We start from the raw sequence: 23,336 nt of genomic DNA on the forward strand, positions 1-23,336 counted from the left end.
CAAATGTAGCTGTGATAATCCCGGTCACCCTTTGGGAGCGCCCCGCTCCACCGGCCCGTTCCCGTCGCACTCGAGGTGCGGCACGACGAATCACGGAGGTTCCCGATGAGACGATGGTGGGCGGCGGCCGTCCCCACGTTGGTTCTCGGCCTGCTGCTGTCTCCCGCCGGCGTGATGCCGGCGACCGCGGCGGATCCGAACCTGGCGCCCGCGGCGACCGCCTCGGCGTCCTACACCTCCCCCTGGGAGGCCGTCGCCGCGATCAACGACGGCATCGACCCGCCGTCGTCCAACGACACCGTCAACCGGCGCTGGGGCACCTGGCCCAACACCGGTGAGCAGTGGGCCCTGCTCACCTGGCCGACCGGCCGGGCGCTCACCTCGGCAGACGTGTACTTCTTCGACGACAACGGCGGCGTGCGGGTCCCCACCTCGTGGAAGCTCCAGTCGTGGGACGGCAGTTCCTACGTCGACCTGGCGGGCGCGAGCGCGTACGGCAGGGCGCTCAACGGGTACAACCACGTCACCTTCACCCCCGTCACCACCACCCGCCTCCGTGTGCTCATGCAGGGCACCAGCTCGGTGGGGCTGCTGGAGGTCAAGGCCAACGGAACCACCCCCGGCGGCGGCTCGACCGGGTGGAACCCGCCCGCGAACCTGGTCACCCCGCTCAACCAGGTGTGGCAGCACTACGTGGACACCTACCCCCGGCTGAACACCTTCAGGAACTACGGGTGGGACCAGGTCATGGCCAACGGCGGCAGCCTCAACTACTGCGTGCGCTGGGAGTCCAGCGCACCCGTCTCCGCCACGCTGCGCGACCAGATCCACGCCGCCCTGGCCCGGCAGGTGAAGAAGTGGACCGACCTGATGGTGGGCCACAACGGCTGGCCCTACACCAACGTCCCCGTCAAGGTCGTCGGCTGGGCGGTGCGCGACCGCGCCACGCTGCAGTGGAACGACAATTCCGTGGACATCTACGTGAACAACATCCGCGAGGGCGCCCCGCAGTGCTCCGAGCCGTGCGGGCGCTTCTTCAACCAGAACGGCCAGTACCCGAACTGCCCGGGCGGGGTCGCCCGCCACTACGACATGTCGCTGTGGCTCACCGCCGGGATGGGCGGTGGAGCGGGCGGCGACTGGGGGCAGCGCATCGGCAGCGAGTACTTCGTCGGCGCGCTGAACTCCGACAACATCCACATACTCCTGCATGAGATCGGCCACAGCTTCGGGCTGGACGACTTCTACGACTGGACGCCCACCGGTGTCGGCGGCTTCATCATGAAGGCCGGCAGCGCCACTCAGATCACCGAGTTCGACGCCTGGATGTTCCGGGACTGGTGGCGCCATCTCAAGAGCCGTTACGGCTACTGACCATCGGACCGGCACCTGGACGCCGGGCCGCTGCGCGGCGGCCCGGCGTTCCCCCGCCGCCCGGACGGAAGGAGCGCGTTGACGACAGGACAGGCCGCCGGCCCTGCGGTCCCCACCCCGGAGGCCGTGGCGGTGTTACGCCCGCTCGGCGTCGGCGACGTCACGATCACCGGAGGGGTGCTGGGCCGCATGCAGCGGACCAACCGCGAGGCCTCCATGCCCCTCGGACTGCGGCAGATGGAGGAGGCCGGCAGCCTGCCCAACCTGCGTCTGGCGGCCGGGAAAGGGAGCGGCGCGTTCACCGGCTACCGCTTCCAGGACTCCGATCTGTACAAGCAACTGGAGGCAGCCGCCTGGGAGCACGCCCGCCAGGCGGACCCGGAAGCGGCGCGCTTCATCGCCGAGGCGGCCGGGGTCCTGGTCAGGGCGCAGCGCCCCGACGGGTACCTCAACTCCCACTACCAACTCGTCAAGCCGGACCGGATCTACGCCGAACTGGAGTACAGCCACGAGCACTACTGCGCGGGCCATCTGTTCCAGGCGGCCGTGGCGGCGGCGCGGGCGGGTGCGGACGAGCGACTGCTCGCCGTCGCCATACGGCTGGCCGACCATCTGGTGGAGGTCTTTTTGCGCGGCGGGCATCCCGGCCTGGACGGGCACGCCGAGGTCGAGACCGCACTGGTCGAGCTGTACCGCCTGACCGGCACCCGGGCCTACCTCGACCTCGCCGTCCTGTTCGTTGACGCGCGTGGCCACGGACTGGTCGGCGACGCCGGGATGGGCGTGCACTACTCGCAGGACCACCTGCCCGTGCGGCGTGCCGGCACCGCCGTCGGCCACGCCGTGCGCCAGCTGTACCTGGACGCCGGCGTCGTGGACGTCTACCTGGAGACCGGCGACAGGTCGCTGCTGGACTGCTCGGTGCGCCGCTGGGAGGACACCATCGCGACCAAGACCTACATCACCGGCGGGATCGGGTCCCGGCACTCCCACGAGTCGGTAGGCGACGGCTACGAGCTGCCCTCCGACCGCGCCTACAGCGAGACCTGCGCCTCGATCGCCGCCGTCCACTGGAACTGGCGGCTGCTCCTGTCCACCGGGCACGGCAGGTACGCCGACCTCATCGAGCGCATCCTGTACAACGCCTTCGCCGCCGGCACCTCCGCGGACGGCACCCGGTTCTTCTACGTCAACCCGCTCCAGCGCAGGAAGGACCACCTGGAGGGGAACTACCAGGGCCGCAGACGGGAGTGGTTCGCCTGCGCCTGCTGCCCGCCCAACATCATGCGGCTGGTCTCATCCCTCGGCCACTACATCGCCACCACCGGCGCGGACACCCTGTACGTCCACCAGTACGCGCCGGGAACCTTGCGCGCCAGGCTGCCGGGCGGGCGGGTGGCGCTCACCGCGGACACCGGCTACCCGTGGGCGGGTTCGATCAGGTTCACCGTGGAGGAGAGCGCCGCCGGGCACTGGACGCTCGCCCTGCGCGTCCCCGGCTGGAGCGCCTCCGTGCGGGTCACCGTCGCAGGGAAGCGGGCCGAGGCCGCGCCCGACGAGCGGGGTTACCTCCTGCTGCGGCGCGAGTGGCGCGCGGGCGACACCGTCGAGCTACTTGTGGACATGTCCCCGCGCCTGATGCGCCCTCACCACCGCATCGACGCGGTGCGGGGCTGCGCCGCCCTGGAGCGCGGCCCGCTCGTGTACTGCTTCGAGCAGGCCGACCAGGCCGGCGACGTCGAGCTGGACGACCTCGCCCTCGTGCCGGGAACCGCGATCCGCGTCCTGCCCGAGGAGGAGCTGAAGGGCGTCGGCCACACGGTGCGGATCGAGGTCGACGCCGTGGTCCGCTCCCGGCCGGCCACCGCCGCCCTGCCGTACGACGTCGGTTCCGCCACCGAGTCGGCCACCGTCACGCGGGTCAGGGCCACCGCCATCCCCTACTTCCAGTGGGACAACCGGGACGGGGGCCCGATGCGGGTCTGGATCCCCCTCACATAAGGACATCTCCCATGGCAATACCAGGAACATCGCTGGGACGGCGGGATCTGCTCCTGCTGGGCGGCCTGGCCGCCACCGCAGCGCTGCCGGCGGCCTGCGGCGGCGCTGGAGGCGGCGCGGAACTGCAGTTCATGTACTGGGGCTCTACCTTCGAGCAGAAGGCCGTGGACAGGATGCTCGGCCAGTTCACCCGGAGCAAGGGCGTGCGCGTCAGGCCGCTCTACACCCCCGACGAGTACGACGTGAAGCTCAACACGCTGATCGCCGGAGGCCGGGCCCCCGACGTCGGCTACGTGCCCATGGCGATGTCCTACCGCCTGGCCGGGCAGGGAAAGCTGGTCAACCTCTTCCCCTACCTGGCGAAGTACCCGCAACTGGCCGGCCAGCTCCCCGGCTCCCTGCTCTGGTACGGCAAGGACCGGCTGCTCGGCACCACCACGGCCAACGAGATAGAGCTGCTCTGGTACGGGCGCCAGGCCTTCGCCGACGCGGGGGTCCCGCTCCCGCCCGCCGAAGCCTCGGCCGCCTGGAGCTGGGACGACCTGGTCGCCAACGCCTACAAGCTGACCGCCGACCACAACGGCAGGCGGCCGGACGAGTCCGGCTTCGACCCACGCCGGACCAGGCGGTTCGGCATCTCCAGCAGCATCACCTACGGCCCGGCGTGGTACGGCTTCCTGCGGAGCAACGGAGCCGACATCGCCGATGAGAAGGGGACCCGCTGCCTGCTCGACACACCGGAGGCGATCCAGGTCTTCCAGAACCTCCAGGACCTGGTGTACGAGCACCGGGTGGGGCCGGGCCCCGGGCAGCTCGCCGCGACCGGGGACGACCCGCCCGGCACCAACGTGCTGCTGAAGTCCAACCGGGTGGCGATGGGAGTGGACGGCCACTGGAGCCTGCTCGACATGGTGGAGGGCAAGGTCGACTACGGCATCGGCGTCCTGCCGAAGTACCACGAGCCGCTCACCACCACCCACGTGGCCGGCGCGTCGGCGGTGTTCTCCGGAAGCCGGCACGTGGACGAGGCGGTCGAGCTGTTCGTCTTCCACAACGACCCCCGGTACGTCGACCTGTTCAAGCAGGGCCTGTGGATGCCGCAGGAGCGCAAGTACTACGAGGACCCGGCCGCCATCGCGTCCTGGACCCGGAACTCCTCGCATCCGCCGGAGTTCCGCACCGCCGTGGTCGACTACGCGCTCAAGCACGGGGTACCGGCCTTCGGGTCCCGGCTGAAGAACATGGAGAAGATCGGGAGCGAGGTACTCACCCCGGCGTTGCAGCAGATCGAGCTGGGCAAGCGCAAGGCCGCCGAGGTGCTCAGGGAGGCGGCGCCGAAGATCACCGCCATGCTGCGGGGCTGGCAGTACACCCAGGAGACGTGACGCCGTGGCCGCCTCCTCCTCGTCCGCGATGTCGGGCCAGCGGCGGCTCGAACGCCGCTGGGGTCTGCTCATGGCGCTGCCCGCCATCGCGGGGTTCCTCATCTTCACCGCCGGCCCGATGGTGGCCTCGTTCCTGTTCAGCCTGACCTCCTGGCAGATCGGCGGCACCCCTTCGCCGGTCGGCCTTGGCAACTACGAGGCGCTGGCCCACGACGGGCTGTTCTGGAAGTCGCTCAGCACCACGACGTACTACACGCTGGGCGCGGTACCGCTCGTCCTGCTGGTGAGCTTCGCGGTCGCGATGCTGCTCAACCAACGGGCGCGCGGCCTGTCACTGTGGCGGACGATCTTCTACCTGCCCACGCTGGTGCCCGCCATCGCCAACGTCGTCCTCTGGTTGTGGATCTTCAATCCTGACTTCGGGCTGCTCAACGGCGTGCTCCGCCAGGCCGGCCTGCCCACCTCACAGTGGATCTACGGCGAGGACACGGCCATCCCCTCGCTGATCGTGATGAGCACATGGGGGTTCGGCAACACGATGGTGATCTTCCTGGCCGGGCTGCAGGGAGTGCCCCGGCACCTGTACGAGGCCGTGTCCATCGACGGCGGCGGCCCGCTGCGCAGGTTCTGGCACGTGACCCTGCCGATGATGACCCCGACCATCTTCTACAACCTCGTGGTCGGCGTGGTCGGCACCTTCCAGGTCTTCAACCAGGCGTACGTGATGACCGAGGGCGGGCCGGACAACGCCACCCTCTTCTACGTCTACTACCTGTTCCGCAAGGCGTTCAGAGAGGGCGAGATGGGCTACGCCAGCGCGCTGGCCTGGACGCTGTTCATGATCATCATGGTGGTCACCTTCCTGATGTTCCGCAACGCGCGCCGCTGGGTCCACTACGAGATGGCCGGTGCCCGATGACGATCCCGGCCGCCGGACGGGAGAAGGCGAGAGCGGCGCCCTCCTTCGGGCCGCGTCCACCGCGGCCCCGGCGCGTCCTGCTGTACGCGGCCCTGGTCGCCGGGGCGGTCCCCACCCTGCTGCCGTTCGCGTGGCTGGTGCGCAGTGCCCTCATGACCGACGGCCAGATGTTCGCCGCGCCGCCCGAATGGTGGCCGGACCCCTTCGAATGGGGGAACTTCAGCGGCGCGCTCACCGAACAGCCCTTCACCCGGTACTTCGTGAACACGCTGGTCATCGCGGTGATCACCGTACTCGGCACCGTGCTGACCTGTGCCGTGGCCGCCTTCAGCTTCTCCCGTCTGCGCTGGCGCGGCCGCGATGTGGTCTTCGCGCTGCTGCTCAGCGCGGTCATGCTGCCGTACGCGGTGACGATCATCCCGACGTTCGTCATGTGGCAGGGGCTCGGCGCCCTGGACACGATCATCCCGCTGACCGTCCCCGCCTGGTTCGCCGGAGCCGCGGGCGGGGTGTTCAACGTGTTCCTGATGCGCCAGTTCTTCCTCACGATCCCCTTCGAGCTCGACGAGGCCGCCTACATCGACGGCGCCTCGCCCTGGCGGGTCTTCTGGACGATCGTCATGCCGCTCTCCAAGCCGGCGGTCGTCGTCGTCACGATCTTCACGTTCGTCGGCACCTGGAACGACTTCCTGGGTCCGCTGCTCTACCTCAGCGATCAGCGGGACTACACCCTCTCCCTGGGCCTCGCCTCCTTCCAGAGCATGTACATCACCCAGTGGGGCTACCTGATGGCCGCCTCGGCCGCGGTGATCGCGCCGATCATCGCGCTCTTCTTCTTCCTCCAGCGCTACTTCATCGAAGGCGTGACGCTCACGGGCATCAAGAACTGACACCTCCACAACCGTCGTCCGCGATCGGACCCCCTATCAGGCTCCCGGTCCGCAGCGTCACGGGGTCGCGCAGACGGTTCCGTTGAGGGTGAAGACGGCGGGCAGCACGTTAGGGCCGCTGTAGTTGCCGACGAAGCCGATCGTGGCCGACGCCCCGGTGGGCAGCGAGCCGTTGCCGGGCTCGTTGACCGCCTTGACGTCCTGCCCGTTCTGCGTCCAGACCGCGCTCCAGCCGCTGCCCAGGCTCTGCCAGGTCCTCGGCCAGCTGAAGTTCAGGGTCCAGCCGTTGATCGGCGCGCCGTTGTTGGTGATGTCGATGGCGCCGAGGTAGCCGTTGCCCCAGTCGGTCTGGTCGGTGAACCGTACCGTGCAGGAGCTGGAAGCGGGCGTGCCCGTGGTGAACGTCAGCGGCGGGGAGGCCCACGAGAGGCCGCCGCCACTGTCCCTGGCGATCACGTTGAGCGTGTAGCGTGTGCCCGGCTTGAGGTTCCGCACGGTGAGCGAGGTGCCGGAGGTCTCGCCGAGTTGCTCGCTGATGGCGCCGTTCTGGCGGCGGACCTCGTACTTGACGATCGGGCGCGCCCCGGCGGAGGCGGCGGGCCAGGAGATCGTGGCGCTCTTGTCCGTCACCTCAGAGACGGTCGGCTGCCTCGGCGCGCCCGGCAGCCCGGTCTGGGCCGTGGCGGGACGCAGGACGATCGTGGTCATCGAGAGCGGCGGCAGCGTCTGGCTCGTCGCGCTCCCCGCCTCCGAGCCGGTGATGCTCGTGGCGCCGTTGGTGTGGGTCAGTACGGTGGGCGTCCCGGAGGCGGGATTGAAGCCGGAGTAGCCGATCGTCACGGGGTAGGACGTGTCGGACGAGGTGTTGAGCAGCAGGACGGCCAGATCGCCGTTGGGCCGGCGGGCGGCGTGCGCGCTGACCTTCGCGTGGTCGGTCGCGGCCCGGATGAGCTGGTCGCCGGGGCGTGCGAACCTGCTCGTCATCTGGAGCGCGTAGTACGGCGCGAAGGGCGTGTTCAGCGTGGGCTCGCAGACGCTGCCGTCCGAGGTGCACGTGCCGCTCGACAACAGCCCGAAGTCACCGTAGTCGGTCTGCCCTTCGACCTGTGTGACCGTGCCGATGCCGTTGTGGACGTTCCACCAGTCGACCGTGAACACCCCGTTCGCCAGCAGCGTCGCGTAGGCGTCGGCGGCGGCCAGCGCGCCGGGCTGGGTGTTCGTGCCGTTGCTGCTGCTCCCGGTGTTGAACTCGGTCATCGCGATGCCGATCCGCTCGGATCCGGGGCCCGCGTACTGTGCGATCTGCCGGCGTGTGAGGTAGATCATGTCCGGTACGTGGGCGACCTTGTCGAGGGCGCCGGGGTACCAGTGCAGGATCACGAAGTCGATCTTCGGGCCGGCCATGGAGAGGACGACCTTGTTCCAGGTTCCCTCGTCGCCGGCGGTGACCAGCCCGTCGGGCCAGTTGGCCGGCGTGGTCAGGACCGCGCCGATCTTGATGGACGGGTCGGCCGCCTTCATCGCGTCGGCGTAGGCCACGACGTGGCGGGCGTACTCGGCCGGGCTCTTGTCGGCGTGGTCGTCCGCCTCCCAAGGGGAGCCGTAGTGGCCGTTGCCGTAGTTCTCGTTGCCGATCTCCCAGTACTTGATGCCGTAGCCCTTGGTGACGTTGGCGTGGCGTACCCAGGCCGCGGCCTCCGCGGCGGTGCCGGTGCCGTAGTTGGCGGTCACCATCGCCTGCGCTCCGGTACGCCGCACGCCACGCATGAACGTGTCGAAGTCGGTGTCCGGAGCCACATAACCGCCGGGGGCGGTGTGGTCGGCCCAGTGGTAGATGTCGGAGTAGGAGCCGCCGGGGTAGCGCAGCAGCTTCATTCCCGCGTTTTTGAGCACGTCGGCGGTCCCGTCGGTGCCCAGCTGGCTGTCCCAGATCGCATGGTTGCTACCGATACCGGTGCTGGGGACGGTGGCGAGCCCGGCTCGGGCGTTGACGGTCACCGCGACCGGGGTGACCTCGTCGGCGTACGCCGGGGAAATGTTCAGGACGGTCAGCGTCAGCAGGGCCGCGGACGCGGCACGTAACAGGGTGTTCGGCATCGGCGCACCTCGGACTTGGACAGCGGCACTCACTCGACGCCCCCTCCTGACCAAGAGGCACCCCGATCATCAGGGGTGGCCGGCTCGCCCGTCAACCCACGATGAAACGTTCACACCGGGCGTTCGCGATGCCCTGGTGGGGGGGTGCGCCGGCCGTGAACCGCTCCCCGATCACTGGCTGACCGCCCTCTTGTACAGCCGCGTGGCCGGCGGAACGAACACGACCATGGTGGCGATGTCTTCGGCACCAGGACTCTGTGGCATGGTCGTGGGGCGGAGATCGCCAGACGGATCGAGATGAGATGGGGGCAGGTAAATGAGCGGCATGAACCAGTTGGCCGTTCCGGAAGTCGTCGACAGTCCGGCCCGGCCGGCCGAACCGGCCAACGGCCTGGCACGGTGGCTGCTCAAACACCGGGTACAGCCGGTCGGGCCAGAAACGGCGGAGGGGCACGCCAAGCCACAAACGTGGTGGAAGGTGATGTGCCTGACCGGCGTCGACTACTTCTCCACGCTGGCCTACCTGCCCGGCATCGCCGCACTCGCCGCCGGGGCGCTGTCGCCGCTGGCCACGTTGCTCATCGTGGCGCTGACCCTGCTCGGCATGCTCCCGATGTACCGCAGGGTCGCCCAGGAGAGCCCGCACGGCCAAGGCTCGGTGGCGATGCTGGAGACGCTGTTGCCGTTCTGGCGCGGCAAGGTGTTCGTGCTCGTCCTGCTCGGCTTCGTCGCCACCTCGTGGATCATCACGATCACGCTGTCCGCCGCCGACGCGTCGGTGCACGTCGTGGAGAACCCATACTTCCCGGCTGTGTTCCACGGGCACGAGGTCGCCTTGACCGTGGTGCTGCTGCTGGTGCTGGGCGGGGTGTTCCTGCTCGGCTTCACCGAGGCGGTCAGCGTGGCCATCCCGCTGGTCGCGCTCTTCCTCGTCCTGAACGCCGTGGTCGTCGCCGTCGGCTTGGCCGACGTGGTCGCCACCCCGGAGGCCATCACCGCCTGGACCGGCGCCCTGACCGAAGGCCGGGGAGGTTTCGGCGGCCTGATCGGGCCGGCGATCCTGGCCTTCCCGCTGCTGGTGCTGGGACTGTCCGGGTTCGAGACCGGGGTCAGCATGATGCCCCTGGTCGCCGCATCCGGCGACACCGCCGAACGGCGGATGGCCTCGCGGGTGGCCAACACCCGGAAGCTTCTGACCGTCGCCGCTGTCATCATGAGCGTCTACCTGATCGCGACCAGCTTCGTCACCACGGTGCTCATCCCGGCCGAGGAGTTCGGCCCCGGTGGGGAGGCCGGCGGCAGGGCCATGGCCTACCTGGCGCACGAACACCTTGGCGAGGCGTTCGGCACGGCATACGACATCAGCACCATCCTCATCCTGTGGTTCGCCGGTGCCTCGGCCATGGCCGGACTGATCAACATCGTCCCGCGGTACCTGCCCGGTTACGGCATGGCGCCCGAGTGGGGCCGGGCCGTACGTCCGGTCGTGCTGGTCTACACGCTCATCTGTGTCGTCCTCACCATCGCGTTCGGCGCGGATGTCGAGGCCCAGGCCGGCGCGTACGCCACCGGCATCCTGGCCATGATGGTCTCCGGCGCGTTCGCCGTGACGATCTCCGCCCTACGTCGCCGGCAGCGGGCGGCCACCGCCGGCTTCGCCGTGCTCACGCTGGTGTTGATCTACGCCCTGGTGGAGAACATCCGCGAGAAGCCCGACGGCATCACCATCTCCGCCTTCTTCGTTCTCGGCGTCATCGCCATCTCGTTGGTCTCGCGGATCTCCCGCACCACCGAACTGCGTGCCGACCGCATCGAATTCGACCTCGCCGCCCGCCGGTTCATCACCGATTCCCTGGCCTACGACGGCGCGCTCAACCTCATCGCCAACCGCCGCCAGGCCGGCGACACGGCGGAATACGCCGCGAAGGAGCTCGAGCAGCGCGGCCTGAATCCGGTCCCGGGAGCGGCCGACGTGCTGTTCCTGGAGATCGACGTGATCGACCCGTCAGGCTTCAGCGACGTGTTGCGCGTGCACGGCGTCGAGATCGGTGGCCATCGGATCCTGCGCGCCGACAGCCCCGCCGCTCCCAACGCCATCGCCGCCATCCTGCTGGCGCTGCGCGATGCCACCGGAGTACGCCCTCGCTGCTACTTCGAATGGTCGGAGGGTGCTCCGCTCACCCACCTGTTCCGCTACCTCCTGCTCGGCCGGGGCGACACCCCGCCCGTCGTCCGCGAGATCATCCGCAAGAGCGAACCCGACCCTGCCCGCCGCCCCGGCATCCACGTCGGCTGAACCCAGCACGTCCTTCGGCGCGAAAGAAGAGGCGTCCCGCGACGAGGTCCTGACGAAGGACGACTTTCCCAAGCCGCCTGCCGACAAGGCATCGCGCCTCGGGGATCACCGGACCGGTCGGTCAGCGCACGTAGTGGCGCAGCAGCCGCAGGCCGTCGGCGATGTCGGCGGTGCGGATGGCGCCGTAGCCGAGGACCAGCCCGTCGGGGCCACCGTACCGAGCGAGGTCCTCCACGGCGACGCCGGCGACGAGGGCGCGGTCGACCCACCGTCCGACGTCGACGGACGCGCCCGGCCGCACGAGCGCGCAGACGTGCAGTCCGGCGACCGACGGCACGGGCGCCAGCCAGTCGGCGAAATCGGCCTCCAACGTGGACAGGATCATCGCGTGCCGCGCGGCGTACACCTTGGTGGCCTTGCGCACGTGCCGCGCGAACTCGCCGGAGTCGATCAGCCGGGCCAGCGCGGCCTGACCGGTCCGGTCGCCGTGCCAGTCGGTGAGCTGCTTCGCCGCACGCAGCGCGGGCAGCAGCGAGGCGGGCGCGACGAGGAAGCCGAGGCGCAGGATCGGCAGCAGCGTCTTGGAGAAGGTGCCGACGTAGACGACGCGGCCGTCGCGGTCGAGGCTCTGCAGTGGTTCGAGCGGGCGGTCGGAGAAGCGGAACTCACTGTCGTAGTCGTCCTCGACGACCACGGCGCCGCGCCGGGCCGCCCAGTCGAGCAGCGCGGCGCGGCGGGACAGCGACATCGGCGTACCGAGCGGGAACTGGTGCGAGGGCGTCACGTACACCAGGCGCGCGTCGGACGGCAGAGCGGACACCTCGAGCCCCTCGCCGTCGACCGGCACCCCGACCACACGGGCGCCGAGGCTGTGGAAGAGCTGCCGGGCGGGCGGGTAACCAGGCTGTTCGACGGCGACGCGGTCACCGGGACCGATCAGCACCCGCCCGATCAGGTCGAGCGCCTGCTGGGCCCCATTGGTGACGATGACGTCCTGGGCGCGGGCGCGCACCGACCGCCCGACGCCCACGTACCGGGAGATGGCCTCGCGCAGGCCCTCGTGGCCGGCCGGGTCGCGGTAGGCGGCAGGGCTCAGCGTCGCGGCACGCAGTTCCCCGGCGACGAGCCGGCGCCAGGTCGCGAGCGGGAAGAGGCCCGCGTCGGGCACGCCGGCGCGGAAGTCGTACGCCGCCTCGGGCGTCTCGGTCGGCAGCGTCGTCAGCGACTCCCACACCTTGCGCGGGCGCACGCCGCCGCCGGCCGGCGCGGACCGTGGACGCGCGCGGGAGACGGGCGCCGCCGCGACGTAGGTGCCCGACCCGACCCGGGCCTCGAGGAAGCCCTCCGCGGTGAGCCGCTCGTACGCGACCGCGACCGTGTTACGGGCGACCCCGAGCCGCCGGGCCAGCTCGCGGGTGGACGGCAACCGCTCGCCGGGCCGCAGCCTGCCGTCGAGAACGGCGTCGAGGAGCTGCCGGTAGATGCGCGTGGCGAGGTCGCCGGGACCGGCCAGGCTGACGTGGACCTCCACGGGACAGAGCTTACATTGGCCCAGCCATTCGGGTCAGAAGTGGCCGTTCCCTGAGCCAATCGGCCGGGGTTGGATGGAGGTATGACCAGGATCCTCCCGCCCGCCGGTCCGCCCCGCGTCCTGGCCTTCGCCCAGCTCGCCAACTCGGTCGGCGACGGCGCCTTCTACGCCACATCGGCCCTGTTCTTCACGCGCGTCGTCGGGCTGTCCCCCACCCAGGTCGGGCTCGGGCTGACGGTGGCCTGGTTCACCGGAATGCTGGCCGGGGTGCCGCTCGGGCACCTCGCCGACCGCTTCGGGCCGCGGCGCACGTCGGTGGTGCTGGCCGTCGCGACCGCGGCCACGTTGGCCGGGTTCCTCGTCGTGCGCTCGTATCCCCTCTTCCTCCTGGTCGCCTGCCTCTACGCGGTCGGCCAGGGCGGGCTGACCTCGTCCCGGCAGGCGCTGCTGGCCGGGCTCGTCGACCCCGACCAGCGGACGGCCATCCGCGCGAGCCTCCAGTCGACACTCAACGCCGGCCTCGCCGTGGGCGCCGGCCTCGGCGCGCTGGCGCTGACCGCCGACACCGCGACCGCGTACCTTGCCGTGTTCGCCATGGACGCCGCGGCCTTCCTCGCCGCCGCCCTGGTCCTGCGCCGCCTGCCCGAGGTGCGGGCCGTCGCGCCTGCGCCGGTCCCCACCGGCCCGCCGCTGGCCGTACTGCGCGACCGGCCGTACGCCGTGCTGACGCTGCTCAACGCGATCATGTACCTGAACATGCCGCTGCTCAGCCTCGGCCTCCCGCTGTGGATCGCCCAGGAGACGGACGCCCCGCCGGCCATGTCCGCGGTGGTGCTGGTCGTCAACATGCTGACGGTCGTGGCCTTCCAGGTACGCGTGGCCCGGCGGGTGACCGACCGGCGCAGCGCCACCCGCGTCGCCGGCCGGGCCGGCTTGCTGATGCTCGTGGCGTGCGCCGTGTTCGCGCTGTCCGGCGGCCACCTCGGCCCCGTACCGGCGATCGCCATCCTGCTCGTCGCGGCGGCGATCCAGGTCTTCGGGGAGATGATGCAGGGCGCGGCCGCGTGGGAGCTCGGGTTCGGGCTGGCACCGGCCGACAAGCAGGGCCAGTACCAGGGCCTGTTCGGTATGGGACCGCAGATCGCGCGGATGCTCGGCCCGGTGCTGCTGACGACGCTGCTGCTCGGCGTCGGCATCGCCGGGTGGCTCGTCCTGGGCGGCCTGTTCCTCGCGGCCGGGCTGCTGGTGGCGCCGGTCGTGCGGTGGGCGGAGCGCACGCGCGGCCCCGCCCCCGCACCGCTCTCCGTCCGCGCGGTGCTGGACGCCCACGGCGGCTACAACGCCTGAACGTTATAGAGCTCACGGAGTTCCACGGAGCGCCATGTCGGTCGCTCCTCACCAGAATCCGTCGCGCAACGGGCAGCGTCCCGGCTTGTCGTACGGCCCAGCACTTCTCAATGGGTGTCAAGGCGTACGTTGTCCCGCGATGAGGAGTGATTGAATGCCCCGCTTGACTACCGCGGGAAAGGGTGATCTGATCCTGCGTCAGCGTCGCGGTGCACCCGGCGAAGAGACCGCCGTGGGCATGGAGGCGCCGTCGCTCCTGGACGAACGTGAACACATACGCCGGCCCGAATGGCCACCTCACGGCATTCGGTCATCAACTCATCGAAGTGCACAACTGGTTACGTCAGGAGCTGGCCCGGCTCCGCGAGGACGTGGATTCCCACCACGACGGCCACGCACAGTGGCCGCGGGAACTGCGGGCACACTGCCTGACATTCTGCTCGGCCGTGACCCGGCACCACACCGGTGAGGACAACGGGGCGTTCCACGCCCTGGCAGAGCAGTTCCCGGAGCTGCGCCCCGTATTGGAAGAGCTGACGCGCGACCATCACGTGGTGGCGGACATGCTGCGCGGCCTTGCGAAGCTCCTCGATCTCGGGCCGGATCCCCAGGACCCACAGCGCGTGCTCCGCGAGCTGGACGGCCTGGCCGCCTTGCTCGAATCACACTTCTTCTACGAAGAGAAGCGGATCGTCACCGCCCTCAACACGCTCAGCGCCCCCGACTGGAACGGCTCACCACCCGACTTCCTGCTGAGCACCGCAGAAGGCCTGGACGATCAAGCAGGGGCGTGATGCTCCGAGAGCCGGTTACCGGGAGCCGGTCGCGAGTTTACGGCAGCGTCAGGCGGCTCCTCAAGCGATGGTCCTCGCGATCGCTCCGGGTCCGGAGGACTCACCACGATCGGCGTTCCTCCCTCTGTGACCGCATCGGCTCGGGCAGGTCCATCGCGGCGAACTCCTCGGGCCAGTCGGACGCCCCGTAGCCGATGCCCAGATCCACGTGGTGCACTTCGATCTCCACCAGGCGGCGGACAAGCACCTGCTCGGCGGGGAACATCATGCTGCCCAGCACCCCCACGGACACCTGCCAATCGTCTCCCTGCAGCGTGCCCGCCTCGGCCCGGAACCTCGCGGCCGAGGCCGACACATCGGCGAGCAACTCGGCCACCGGACGCCCCGAGCCGGCCTCGATGTCGGCGTCGCGTGCCCGCTGACTGGCGTAAGGCGGGGTCACCACCCCGGTACGAGCCCACACGAGCAGGTTGCGCAGCGCGTCCCCGCCGCGAGCGATGTGGGTGAGCACATGACCGCGGCTCCATCCAGGCAACGACGACGGCAGGCGTACGTCCTCATCGGCCAGCCGGCCGACCGCGTCCACCAACCGCTGAGTGCCGCCCTCGATCAGCCGCATCAGCTCAATCCGGTCAATGATCACCTTTCAACACTATCCGATCACCTGTTCCCGACCGAGTCCGAACGCTCCTAACACCGGGGGCCGATATAGCGATCGGTAATCGTTCAATTGCATGACGTGACGATCACCGAGAGTGGGTAGGAGAGCTTCGCCGATCCCCCCGATCATGGAGTCCCGTATGGAGCGAACGGTTCTCGCAGCCGTCACGGAACGTCCCGACGCCGATTCGGCGCTCGCCGAGCAACTTCGCCGCGTCTGCGCGGCGATGGACGAGCTGGGACTTCAGGTGCGCTGGACCCACCGCGCCGAAGACGCGCTGGCGGTGATCGGTTCGGACGCGTCTCTGACCGCGATGCTGGTGGCATGGGACGCACCGGGGGCCGAGGAGCTGCTGGGTGCGGTGGCCAAGCGGTTCCGCGGCCTGCCCGTCTTCCTGATGGCGGCCGAGCAGGAGCTCCCGCTGTGGGTGTACGAGGTCATCCAGGGCTATGTCTTCCCGCTGGAGGACACCCCGCACTTCATCGCCGGGAGGATCGCCCACGCGGCCGACCAGTACGCCGAGAAGATCCTTCCGCCGTTCTTCGCGGCGCTGCGGCGCCTTGAGGACCACCACCGGTACTCCTGGCACACGCCGGCGCACGCCGGAGGCGTGGCGTTCCTCAAGTCGCCGGTGGGGCGGGCCTTCTTCGACTTCTACGGTGAGCGATTGCTGCGCACCGACCTGTCCATCTCCGTCGCCGAGCTGGGATCGCCCCTTGAGCACTCCGGACCGATCGGGGACGCCGAGCGCAACGCCGCCCGCGTTTTCGGCGCCGACCGCACGTTCTTCGTGGTCAACGGCAACTCCACCGCCAACCGCCTCATCGGCCACCACGCGATCGCCCGGGACGACACGGTGCTGGTCGACCGCAACTGCCACAAGTCGATCCAGCATGTGCTGACCATCAGCGGTGCGCGCCCGGTCTATCTGGTGCCCGAGCGCAACGGGCTCGGGCTGGCCGGACCGATCCCGCCCGCCGCCCTGGAAGCCGGCGCGGTGCGCGAGCGCGTGTCGGGCCATCCCCTCGCCGTTGGAGAGCCCACCTACGCGGTGATCACCAACTCGACGTACGACGGGCTGTGCTACGACGCGGTGCGGGTCGGCGAGCTGCTGGGCGGCAGCGTCCCCCGGCTGCACTTCGACGAGGCGTGGTTCGCCTACGCCCGGTTCAACCCGCTGTACGCCCGCCGCTACGGCATGGCGATCGACGAGCGGACTCTGCCGGGCCGCGACCGCCCGACCGTGTTCGCCACCCAGTCGACCCACAAGCTGCTGGCGGCGCTGTCGCAGTCGGCGATGCTGCACGTCCGCTCCGCCGGGCGGGCGCCGGTGGACTACGACCGGCTCAACGAGACGTACCTGATGCACGCCTCCACCTCGCCGCTCTACCCGATGATCGCCTCGCTCGACGTGGCGGCGGCGATGATGGACGGTCCGTCCGGGCCGTTCCTGACCGGCGAGGCGGTCGTCGAGGCGGTCCGCTTCCGGCAGGCGATGGTGCGGCTGGCCACCCGCATCAGCGACGACGGCCGGCGGCCGGCCTGGTTCTTCGGCGTCTGGCAACCTCCCTCGGTCGCCGACCCGCGCACCGGCCTGACCGTACCGTTCGTCGACGCCGACCCGGCCCTGCTGTGCACCGAGCCCGGCTGCTGGACGCTGGAGCCCGGTGCCGCCTGGCACGGGTTCGACGGGCTGACCGAGGGCTACTGCCTGCTGGACCCGGTCAAGGTGACCATCACCTGCCCCGGTGCGGACGCCGCCGCCGGGTCCCTCGACTGGGGCATCCCGGCCCGGGTCGTGGCCGCCTACCTGCAGCGGCGCGGCATCGTGGTGGAGAAGACCGGTGACCACACCCTGCTGGTGCTGTTCTCGATGGGTATCACCAAGGGCAAGTGGGGAACTCTGATCGACGCTCTGACCGACTTCAAGAACGCCTACGACAACGATCTGTCCCTCGCCGAGGTGCTGCCGGGCTTCGGCCCGCCTGCGACCTCACTGAAGCGGTTCTGCTCGCAAGCCCATGACAAGCTGCGCGACTCCGGTGTCGGCAAGCTGCTCGACCAAATCTTCACCACCCTTCCCGAGCCCGTCCTGACCCCGGCCGACTGCTACCAGGCCATGATCCGCCATCGCACCGAACGCGTCCCGCTGTCCGATCTGCCGGGCCGGATCGCCGCCACCACGGTCGTGGTCACACCGCCCGGGATCCCGATGCTGATGCCCGGAGAGGCGACCGGCTCCGCGGACGGCCCGCTGTTGACCTACCTGCGTGCCCTGGAGGACTTCGACCGGGCTTTCCCGGTCCTGGCCACCGACATCCACGGCGCCCACCGCGACGAAACAGGCCGCTACTGGATAGAGGTCATGACCACCTGACCTGCTCCGCGAGACCATGCAGGCCAAGTACGCCGGCGCGGTCACCGGCACTACGACCCGACCGAGCGGGGTGGCCGGACCGCAGCCGGCGCCGTCCAGGAAGACGACGCAGGGTGCGGCGAGTGAGCACGCGGGCGTCGCCGGCGGTCAGCCGTGTCGGTGCCGCGGCAGCAGCAAGCTGACCACCGCGATGGCCAGGCCGAGCCCGGCCGCCATGAGGAAGACCAGGTCGTAGCCGGCGGCGAGGGCGGCGGCCGGGGAACTCCCGCCGGCCTCCATCGCGGCTCTGGCGCCGGCGGCCGTCGCGAGCACCGCCAGGCCTACCGATCCGCCTACCTGACTGGCGGTGTTGGCCAGGCCGCCGATGACCCCCGCGTCGCCCTCGGGAACGTCGGCGGTCGCCGCGGCCATGAGGGTGGGGAAGGTCAGCCCGATGCCGACCGCGATGAGCAGCGTAGGCCCGAGTACGCTGGTGACGTAGCCGCTGTCGGCGTGGGCCTGGGCGAGCCAGCCGAAACCGGCCACGAAACAGCCGCAGCCGGCCAGCACCAGAGGGCGCACACCGGTTCGCGGCAGCAGGGCCGCGGCCACTCGCGCGATCACCACGAACGTCACCGCCGCGGGTGTCTGCCCGAGCCCGGCCTGAAGCGCGCTGTAGCCGAGTACGTTCTGCAGCAGAAGCGATGAGAAATACCACATCGCTATGGCGATCCCTCCGAACAGCAGCAGCATGCCGTTGCTGACGAGCACCCTCCGGATTCTGAACAGCCGCAGGGGCATCATCGGCTGGGTGGCGAAACGCGCCTCCACCACGATGAAGATGACGAGCAGAAGCAGGCCCGCCACGGCCGGCCCGACGACGAGCACGGACGTCCAGCCATGATCGGCGCTCTGCATGACCCCGTAGATCAGCGCGGCCAGCCCCGCCGTCCCGGTGACCGCGCCGGCAAGGTCGAGCGATTGCCGCCGGCCGGTTCGCGTGCCGGCCAGCGACATCATGGCCACCACGATCAGCACCGCGCCGATCGGCACGTTGATCAGGAAGACCCACCGCCACGACAGGCCGGTTGTGATGGCGCCACCGGCGACCGCGCCGGCCATCCCGCCCACACCGCCCGAGGCGGACCATGCGCCGAACGCCCGGGCCCGCGCGTGTTCCTCGGTGAAGCAGATGTTGATCACGGCCAGCGTCGCCGGGGCCAGCATCGCGGCTCCCACGCCCTGCGCGACGCGGGCCGCCACCAGGACCTCCGGAGCGGCCGCCAGGCCGCCGACCAGACTGGAGGCGGAGAACAGCGACAGCCCGGCGACCAGCATCCGGCGATGGCCGAACAGGTCGGCGGCGCGGCCACCCAGCAACATGAAGCCGGCGAAGGTGAGCAGGTAGCCGTTCACCACCCAGGCAAGGCCGGTGGGCGTGAAGCCGAGGTCCCGCCGGATCGAGGGCAGGGCGACGTTGACGATGGACGCGTCCAAGATCACCATGAACTGACAGGCGCACGCGAGCGACAGGACCAACCAAGCGGGGGCGGCGTGCGGCCTGGCCCGCTGAGTCACGGTGCCGGCGCTGGTCATGACGCCCTCCTTGCCAACCGCTGGAGGCGGCCGTTCGGTGTGACCGGAGTTGGGCGCTCGCCGCTCACGCGGTCTGGGAGGTCGTCGCGGCCATGGTTCCGCGGGCGTCCCCGTCGCCCGCGGCGGTATCGGTGGCGACGCCCCCCAGCAGCCGGATCGTGATCTGGGCCAGCCGCCGTCCCTGATACCTGGCCGCTTCCAGCGTCGCGGCGTCCGGGCCGTCTCCGGCCGGTCCGGTCGCGTACGACGTGCCGTAGGGGTTGCCGCCGGCGGCGTACACGACCGGATCGGTGAATCCGGGCGGGACGATCAGCGACCCCCAGTGGTAGAAGACGTTGCCCAGCGACAAGATCGTGGCCTCGTTGCCGCCGTGCCGGTTGTAGGCCGAGGTGAAGGCCGTCACCGGCTTGTCGGCCAGTCCCCCTTCCCGCCACAGCCCGCCGGTCTGGTCGATGAACTGCTTGAGCTGCCCGGCCGGCGCGCCGAACCGCGTCGGGGTCCCGAACGCGAACGCGTCGGCCCACGCCAGGTCCTCAACCGAGGCCTGCATGATCGACGTGGCGGCGTCGGCGTGCCGCCGCCACAGCGGGTTCTGGTCGATCGCGCTGTCGGGCGCCAGCTCGGCGACCCGCCGCAGTCGCACCTCGGCCCCGGCCGAGGCGGCACCCTCGGCGACGGCCTGCGCGAGTGCGTGCACAGTGCCGGTCGAGCTGTAGTAGATGACGGCGACCTTCACGGTCATAGCGGGCTCCCATGAGTCCTGTAGAATTAGTTAGGCACATAATGTTATGCGCATAACTAACCTGTCAAGGAGAGCTCGTGGACTTCGAGCAAGCCGATGCCGTCAACCAGGCCATCCGCCTGCTGAGCCTGCGCCACCGGGCCAGGGCCACGGCGCTGCTGGCCCCGCTCGGCCTGTACCCCGGACAGGAGGCGCTCCTCCTCGAACTCGACCGGACCGGCGCGATGATCCAGGCCCAGCTCAGCGAGGCGCTCGGCTGCGAGCCGCCCAGTGTCACGCTCATGACCCGCAAGCTCGAGGCCTCCGGCCACATCCGCCGCAAACCCGCCCCCTCCGACAAGCGCGCCAGCATCGTCGAACTCACCGACAGCGGCAAGGCGCTGGTCGACCGGGTCAAGCAGCTGTGGTGCGCTCTGGCGGAGGAGACCGTGACCGGCCTGCCCGCCGAAACGGTGGCGGAACTACCCGGCATCCTCAACACCCTCACCGACAACGTCGACACCAGGCGCCCCGACCGCCGGTACGGTCTGATCGGGGAATCCCGACGGGCCGGGGAACGTTGATCAAAGTATGGTATTGACTGGTGATTACGAACCAAGCGCGTCCGAGTGGGTCCGCGAGCATGTCGAGCAGATCCTTAGCACCGGCACGACGGAGGGCGTCACGATCGGTGGCCTGCCCATCGTGCTGATGACCTACCGGGGAGCCAAGTCCGGCAAGCTTCGCAAGACGCCGGTGATGCGTGTCGAGCACGACGGACTCTACGCGGCTGTCGCGTCCCTGGGCGGCGCGCCGACCAACCCGCAGTGGTACGCCAGCCTGGTCGCCGAGCCGGTCGTCGAGCTTCAGGACGGCGCGGTGACCCGCGAGTACCGGGCGCGCGAGGTGTTCGAGGACGAGAAGGCCCTCTGGTGGGACCGGGCGGTGGAGGCGTACCCCGACTACGCCGACTACCAGCGCAAGACCGACCGCCAGATCCCGGTCTTCGTGCTAGAACCGGTCAGCGCGGGAACCCGGGCCGGTGACGGCGCCGAGGGCTAGTATCTTCCGACCTACGGTCGGCGTACGGCCGACGTACGCCCCACGTACGACCGACCTACGGCGGACGTACCACCGACGGCGGAAGCGGATGTTCAGCGCCGTCAGGGCGGGGAGTCCGTCACGCGTGGCGGCGATCGCGACCCGCGACGCTTACGCTGCCTCCCCGTTCACTTCGAGGGTGACGCCTGGCTTCTCGGCCCAGAAGGCGAGAAGTCCGGCGATCTCCTCGACCCTGGGGAACGGCTCCAGGTACGCCCAGGCCACATCCTCGGCCACGTCGTCACCGGTCTGAACCGACCAGTAGACGGCGTCGCCCTTGAACGGGCAGTGCGACGTCGTTGCCGATGATCTGAGCAGGTCCATCTTCACGTCCGCCGACGGCAGGTAGTACCGCGGCGGACAACCCGTCTCGGTGAGCAAGACCGGCCGGGAGGAGGTCGCGACGACCACGTCCTTGACCCGCACCACGACCTGATCCGATACAGGTGTGACCTTGATGTCATGTCCTTGTGTCTTCATAAACCGATTCCATCAGACACCTCCCCGCGGCCGCCAGCGGGACGCTTCGCCGGGGCACCGGCAGTAGGACGCTTCGCCAGGGCACCGGCAACGGGACCCTTCGCCGGGGCACCGGCAACGGGACGCTTCGCCAGGGCACCGCCAGCGGGACGCTTCGCCGGGGCATCGGCAGCCCGAAGGGTTCGCTTCCCGGGGCAGCACCGCGGCCCGGAGATGTCGGTCCCATGTGATAGATCCGAGATGTGATCGAAGACGAGCTCGTCCGCCACGCGTTGTCCCTGCCCGAGGTCGAGCACACGCCGGCCTACGGTCCCTGGGGATTCGCCCTCAAGGTGCGCGGCAAGAGCTTCGCCTTCATCGCGGTCGACGGCGACATCGCCCATATCAAGGCCACTCGGCAGGAGCAGGCCGCGTGGGTGGCACAAGACCCGGCCGCCTTCGAGATGTCCTACTCCTCCGGCCGCTTCGGGTGGGTCCTGGTACGCCTGAACCGGGCCGACCTGGAGGATATCCGGGAACTCGTCACCGAGGCCTGGCGTCTGACGGCACCCAAGCGACTCGCCGAGAAGCTGCAGGAGTGACCCGGTTCACGATCTTGGGTGGGCAACACTCGGGTGCCTCGATCGACAGGGGCAACGGGTGGGTTATCTACACCGGCACCACCTGGTCACGATCGTCACGCGTCAAGGGCCGGGTTGAGTCCTTTGGAGGCCCTCCCGGCACCCATTTGATCGGGGAACCGGAGTGATTCCCACCCAGCCCAGAACCACCCCCAAGCGCCGAGATGGTGACACGAACACATCCGGCGCGGTTGGCTCCGCCAACACGCCCGGCACGGTTGGCTCTGCGGACACGCCCGGCACGGTTGGCTCGGACACGCCCGTGGCTCGGACACGCCCGGCACGGTTGGCTCTGCGGACACGCCGGGCGTCGTTGGCCTGCGAACACGCCCGGCACCATTGACCTACGCACACGCCTCACACCGTTGGCTTACGCACACACCCGGCGTCTGTAGAAGGTCACGATCTTGGGTGGGCAACACTCGGGTACCCCGATCAACCGGGTAACGGGTGGGCCAACAAGATCGGCACCACCGTCACCATCATCACACGTCACGGGCTGACCCACCCCTTGAGGCCCTCCCGGCACCCATTTGATCGGCGAACCCGAGTGATTCCCACCCAGCCCAAAACCACCCCCAAGCCCCGAGATGGTGACACGAACACATCCGCATACGTCCGGCCATCGGCTAATAGGTAACCCCTCCTCCGATGCCATGATGCCTTCATGACCGACTACACGATTCGGTTGGCGACGGTCGACGATGCGGCGGTCTTGGCGCGGCTGCGGTGGCGGTTCCAGGTGGAGGACGACGGTGAGGCCCGCCGGGACGAGGAGGCCTTTCTGTCCGACTGTGAACGCTGGCTCCGCGACAGGCTCACCGGAAGCTGGCTGATTTGGGTCGCGGAGGCCGGCGGGGAGATCTGCGGGCATGTGTTCCTCAACCGCGTGGAGAAGGTCCCGAAACCGGCTGGCGGTGCTGACGAGCTTGGGTACGTGACCAACTTCTACGTCGTTCCGCAGTGGCGGAACCGCGGCGTAGGCCGAGCGCTCCTCGATGAGATGCGCGAGCACGCCCGTGTCCGCAGCATGGACACCTTGGTCGTCTGGCCCTCCGAGCGCAGCGCGCCCCTCTACGCACGCGCAGGCTTCCAACCACCCCTCGAACTGCTGGAGTTCCCGATACACCCCGCCTAGCCTCGAGCTTGGCGCCTTTCAGCAGAAGC

At 69.8% G+C, this 23,336-nt stretch carries 19 protein-coding genes; 13 read left to right on the forward strand and 6 right to left on the reverse strand.

The features are described from left to right. The first annotated feature begins 105 nt into the window (after positions 1–105). The 5 genes from ABD810_RS27610 (at position 106) to ABD810_RS27630 (ending at position 6,569) form a co-directional block, all read left to right on the forward strand. Positions 106–1,374, forward strand: coding sequence for a hypothetical protein (locus ABD810_RS27610; protein ID WP_344946616.1), 1,269 nt, complete (start codon positions 106–108; stop codon positions 1,372–1,374). Between the two features lie 78 nt (positions 1,375–1,452). Beyond that, positions 1,453–3,375, forward strand: coding sequence for a glycoside hydrolase family 127 protein (locus ABD810_RS27615; protein WP_344946621.1), 1,923 nt, complete (start codon positions 1,453–1,455; stop codon positions 3,373–3,375). Between the two features lie 11 nt (positions 3,376–3,386). Continuing rightward, on the forward strand, positions 3,387–4,760 hold the full coding sequence (locus ABD810_RS27620; protein ID WP_344946625.1) for an extracellular solute-binding protein: 1,374 nt from the start codon (positions 3,387–3,389) through the stop codon (positions 4,758–4,760). A 4-nt stretch (positions 4,761–4,764) separates the two neighbouring features. Next, entirely contained in the window at positions 4,765–5,679 is a 915-nt protein-coding gene (locus ABD810_RS27625; RefSeq protein WP_344946630.1) for a carbohydrate ABC transporter permease, read from the forward strand. Further along, positions 5,676–6,569 carry a carbohydrate ABC transporter permease gene (locus ABD810_RS27630; protein ID WP_344946633.1) on the forward strand — a complete coding sequence of 298 codons (894 nt, stop codon included), beginning with the start codon at positions 5,676–5,678 and terminating at the stop codon, positions 6,567–6,569. Before ABD810_RS27625 ends, ABD810_RS27630 begins: the two co-directional genes overlap by 4 nt. Before the next feature lie 57 nt (positions 6,570–6,626). Here the strand turns inward: ABD810_RS27630 and ABD810_RS27635 are convergent, their stop codons facing one another. Next, entirely contained in the window at positions 6,627–8,666 is a 2,040-nt protein-coding gene (locus tag ABD810_RS27635) for a cellulose binding domain-containing protein (RefSeq protein WP_344946638.1), read from the reverse strand. Positions 8,667–8,991: 325 nt separating this feature from the next. Between ABD810_RS27635 and ABD810_RS27640 the strand changes: the two genes are divergently transcribed. Then, complete coding sequence (locus ABD810_RS27640; RefSeq protein ID WP_344946641.1) at positions 8,992–10,962, forward strand: amino acid transporter; 1,971 nt, start codon at positions 8,992–8,994, stop codon at positions 10,960–10,962. Between the two features lie 121 nt (positions 10,963–11,083). Here ABD810_RS27640 and pdxR read toward each other — a convergent pair whose 3' ends face one another. Then, positions 11,084–12,493, reverse strand: a complete 1,410-nt coding sequence (pdxR, locus tag ABD810_RS27645) for a MocR-like pyridoxine biosynthesis transcription factor PdxR (protein ID WP_344946643.1) — start codon at positions 12,491–12,493, stop codon at positions 11,084–11,086. An 81-nt stretch (positions 12,494–12,574) separates the two neighbouring features. On the opposite strand from pdxR, the gene ABD810_RS27650 reads away from it, so the two are divergent. Further along, a complete protein-coding gene (locus ABD810_RS27650) occupies positions 12,575–13,840 on the forward strand; it encodes an MFS transporter (RefSeq protein ID WP_344946646.1) in 1,266 nt (421 codons plus the stop codon). 266 nt (positions 13,841–14,106) lie between these two features. Beyond that, on the forward strand, positions 14,107–14,634 hold the full coding sequence (locus ABD810_RS27655; RefSeq protein WP_344946649.1) for a hemerythrin domain-containing protein: 528 nt from the start codon (positions 14,107–14,109) through the stop codon (positions 14,632–14,634). 100 nt (positions 14,635–14,734) lie between these two features. Here the strand turns inward: ABD810_RS27655 and ABD810_RS27660 are convergent, their stop codons facing one another. Next, positions 14,735–15,277, reverse strand: a complete 543-nt coding sequence (locus ABD810_RS27660) for a maleylpyruvate isomerase family mycothiol-dependent enzyme (protein ID WP_344946651.1) — start codon at positions 15,275–15,277, stop codon at positions 14,735–14,737. A 157-nt stretch (positions 15,278–15,434) separates the two neighbouring features. On the opposite strand from ABD810_RS27660, the gene ABD810_RS27665 reads away from it, so the two are divergent. Beyond that, on the forward strand, positions 15,435–17,672 hold the full coding sequence (locus ABD810_RS27665; RefSeq protein WP_344946654.1) for an Orn/Lys/Arg family decarboxylase: 2,238 nt from the start codon (positions 15,435–15,437) through the stop codon (positions 17,670–17,672). Positions 17,673–17,819: 147 nt separating this feature from the next. Here ABD810_RS27665 and ABD810_RS27670 read toward each other — a convergent pair whose 3' ends face one another. Then, positions 17,820–19,247: an MFS transporter gene (locus tag ABD810_RS27670; protein ID WP_344946657.1), complete on the reverse strand. Its 1,428-nt coding sequence runs from the start codon at positions 19,245–19,247 to the stop codon at positions 17,820–17,822. Positions 19,248–19,311: 64 nt separating this feature from the next. Further along, positions 19,312–19,989: an NAD(P)H:quinone oxidoreductase gene (wrbA, locus tag ABD810_RS27675; protein WP_344946660.1), complete on the reverse strand. Its 678-nt coding sequence runs from the start codon at positions 19,987–19,989 to the stop codon at positions 19,312–19,314. 77 nt (positions 19,990–20,066) lie between these two features. Here wrbA and ABD810_RS27680 point away from each other — a divergent pair, with 77 nt between their 5' ends. Both ABD810_RS27680 and ABD810_RS27685 read left to right on the forward strand, forming a co-directional pair. After that, positions 20,067–20,552 (forward strand): MarR family winged helix-turn-helix transcriptional regulator, encoded by a 486-nt coding sequence (locus ABD810_RS27680; protein ID WP_344946663.1) that lies wholly within the window; start codon positions 20,067–20,069, stop codon positions 20,550–20,552. A gap of 7 nt (positions 20,553–20,559) precedes the next feature. Beyond that, on the forward strand, positions 20,560–21,030 hold the full coding sequence (locus tag ABD810_RS27685; RefSeq protein WP_344946666.1) for a nitroreductase family deazaflavin-dependent oxidoreductase: 471 nt from the start codon (positions 20,560–20,562) through the stop codon (positions 21,028–21,030). Positions 21,031–21,180: 150 nt separating this feature from the next. Here the strand turns inward: ABD810_RS27685 and ABD810_RS27690 are convergent, their stop codons facing one another. Then, positions 21,181–21,549, reverse strand: a complete 369-nt coding sequence (locus ABD810_RS27690; RefSeq protein ID WP_344946669.1) for a DUF427 domain-containing protein — start codon at positions 21,547–21,549, stop codon at positions 21,181–21,183. Between the two features lie 242 nt (positions 21,550–21,791). Here ABD810_RS27690 and ABD810_RS27695 point away from each other — a divergent pair, with 242 nt between their 5' ends. Both ABD810_RS27695 and ABD810_RS27700 read left to right on the forward strand, forming a co-directional pair. Continuing rightward, positions 21,792–22,130, forward strand: a complete 339-nt coding sequence (locus tag ABD810_RS27695) for an MmcQ/YjbR family DNA-binding protein (protein WP_344946672.1) — start codon at positions 21,792–21,794, stop codon at positions 22,128–22,130. A 706-nt stretch (positions 22,131–22,836) separates the two neighbouring features. Next, positions 22,837–23,307, forward strand: coding sequence for a GNAT family N-acetyltransferase (locus ABD810_RS27700; protein ID WP_344946675.1), 471 nt, complete (start codon positions 22,837–22,839; stop codon positions 23,305–23,307). The last annotated feature ends 29 nt before the right edge of the window (positions 23,308–23,336 follow it).

Source organism: Sphaerisporangium flaviroseum (assembly GCF_039537005.1).
GTDB classification, from domain to species: Bacteria; Actinomycetota; Actinomycetes; order Streptosporangiales; family Streptosporangiaceae; genus Sphaerisporangium; species Sphaerisporangium flaviroseum.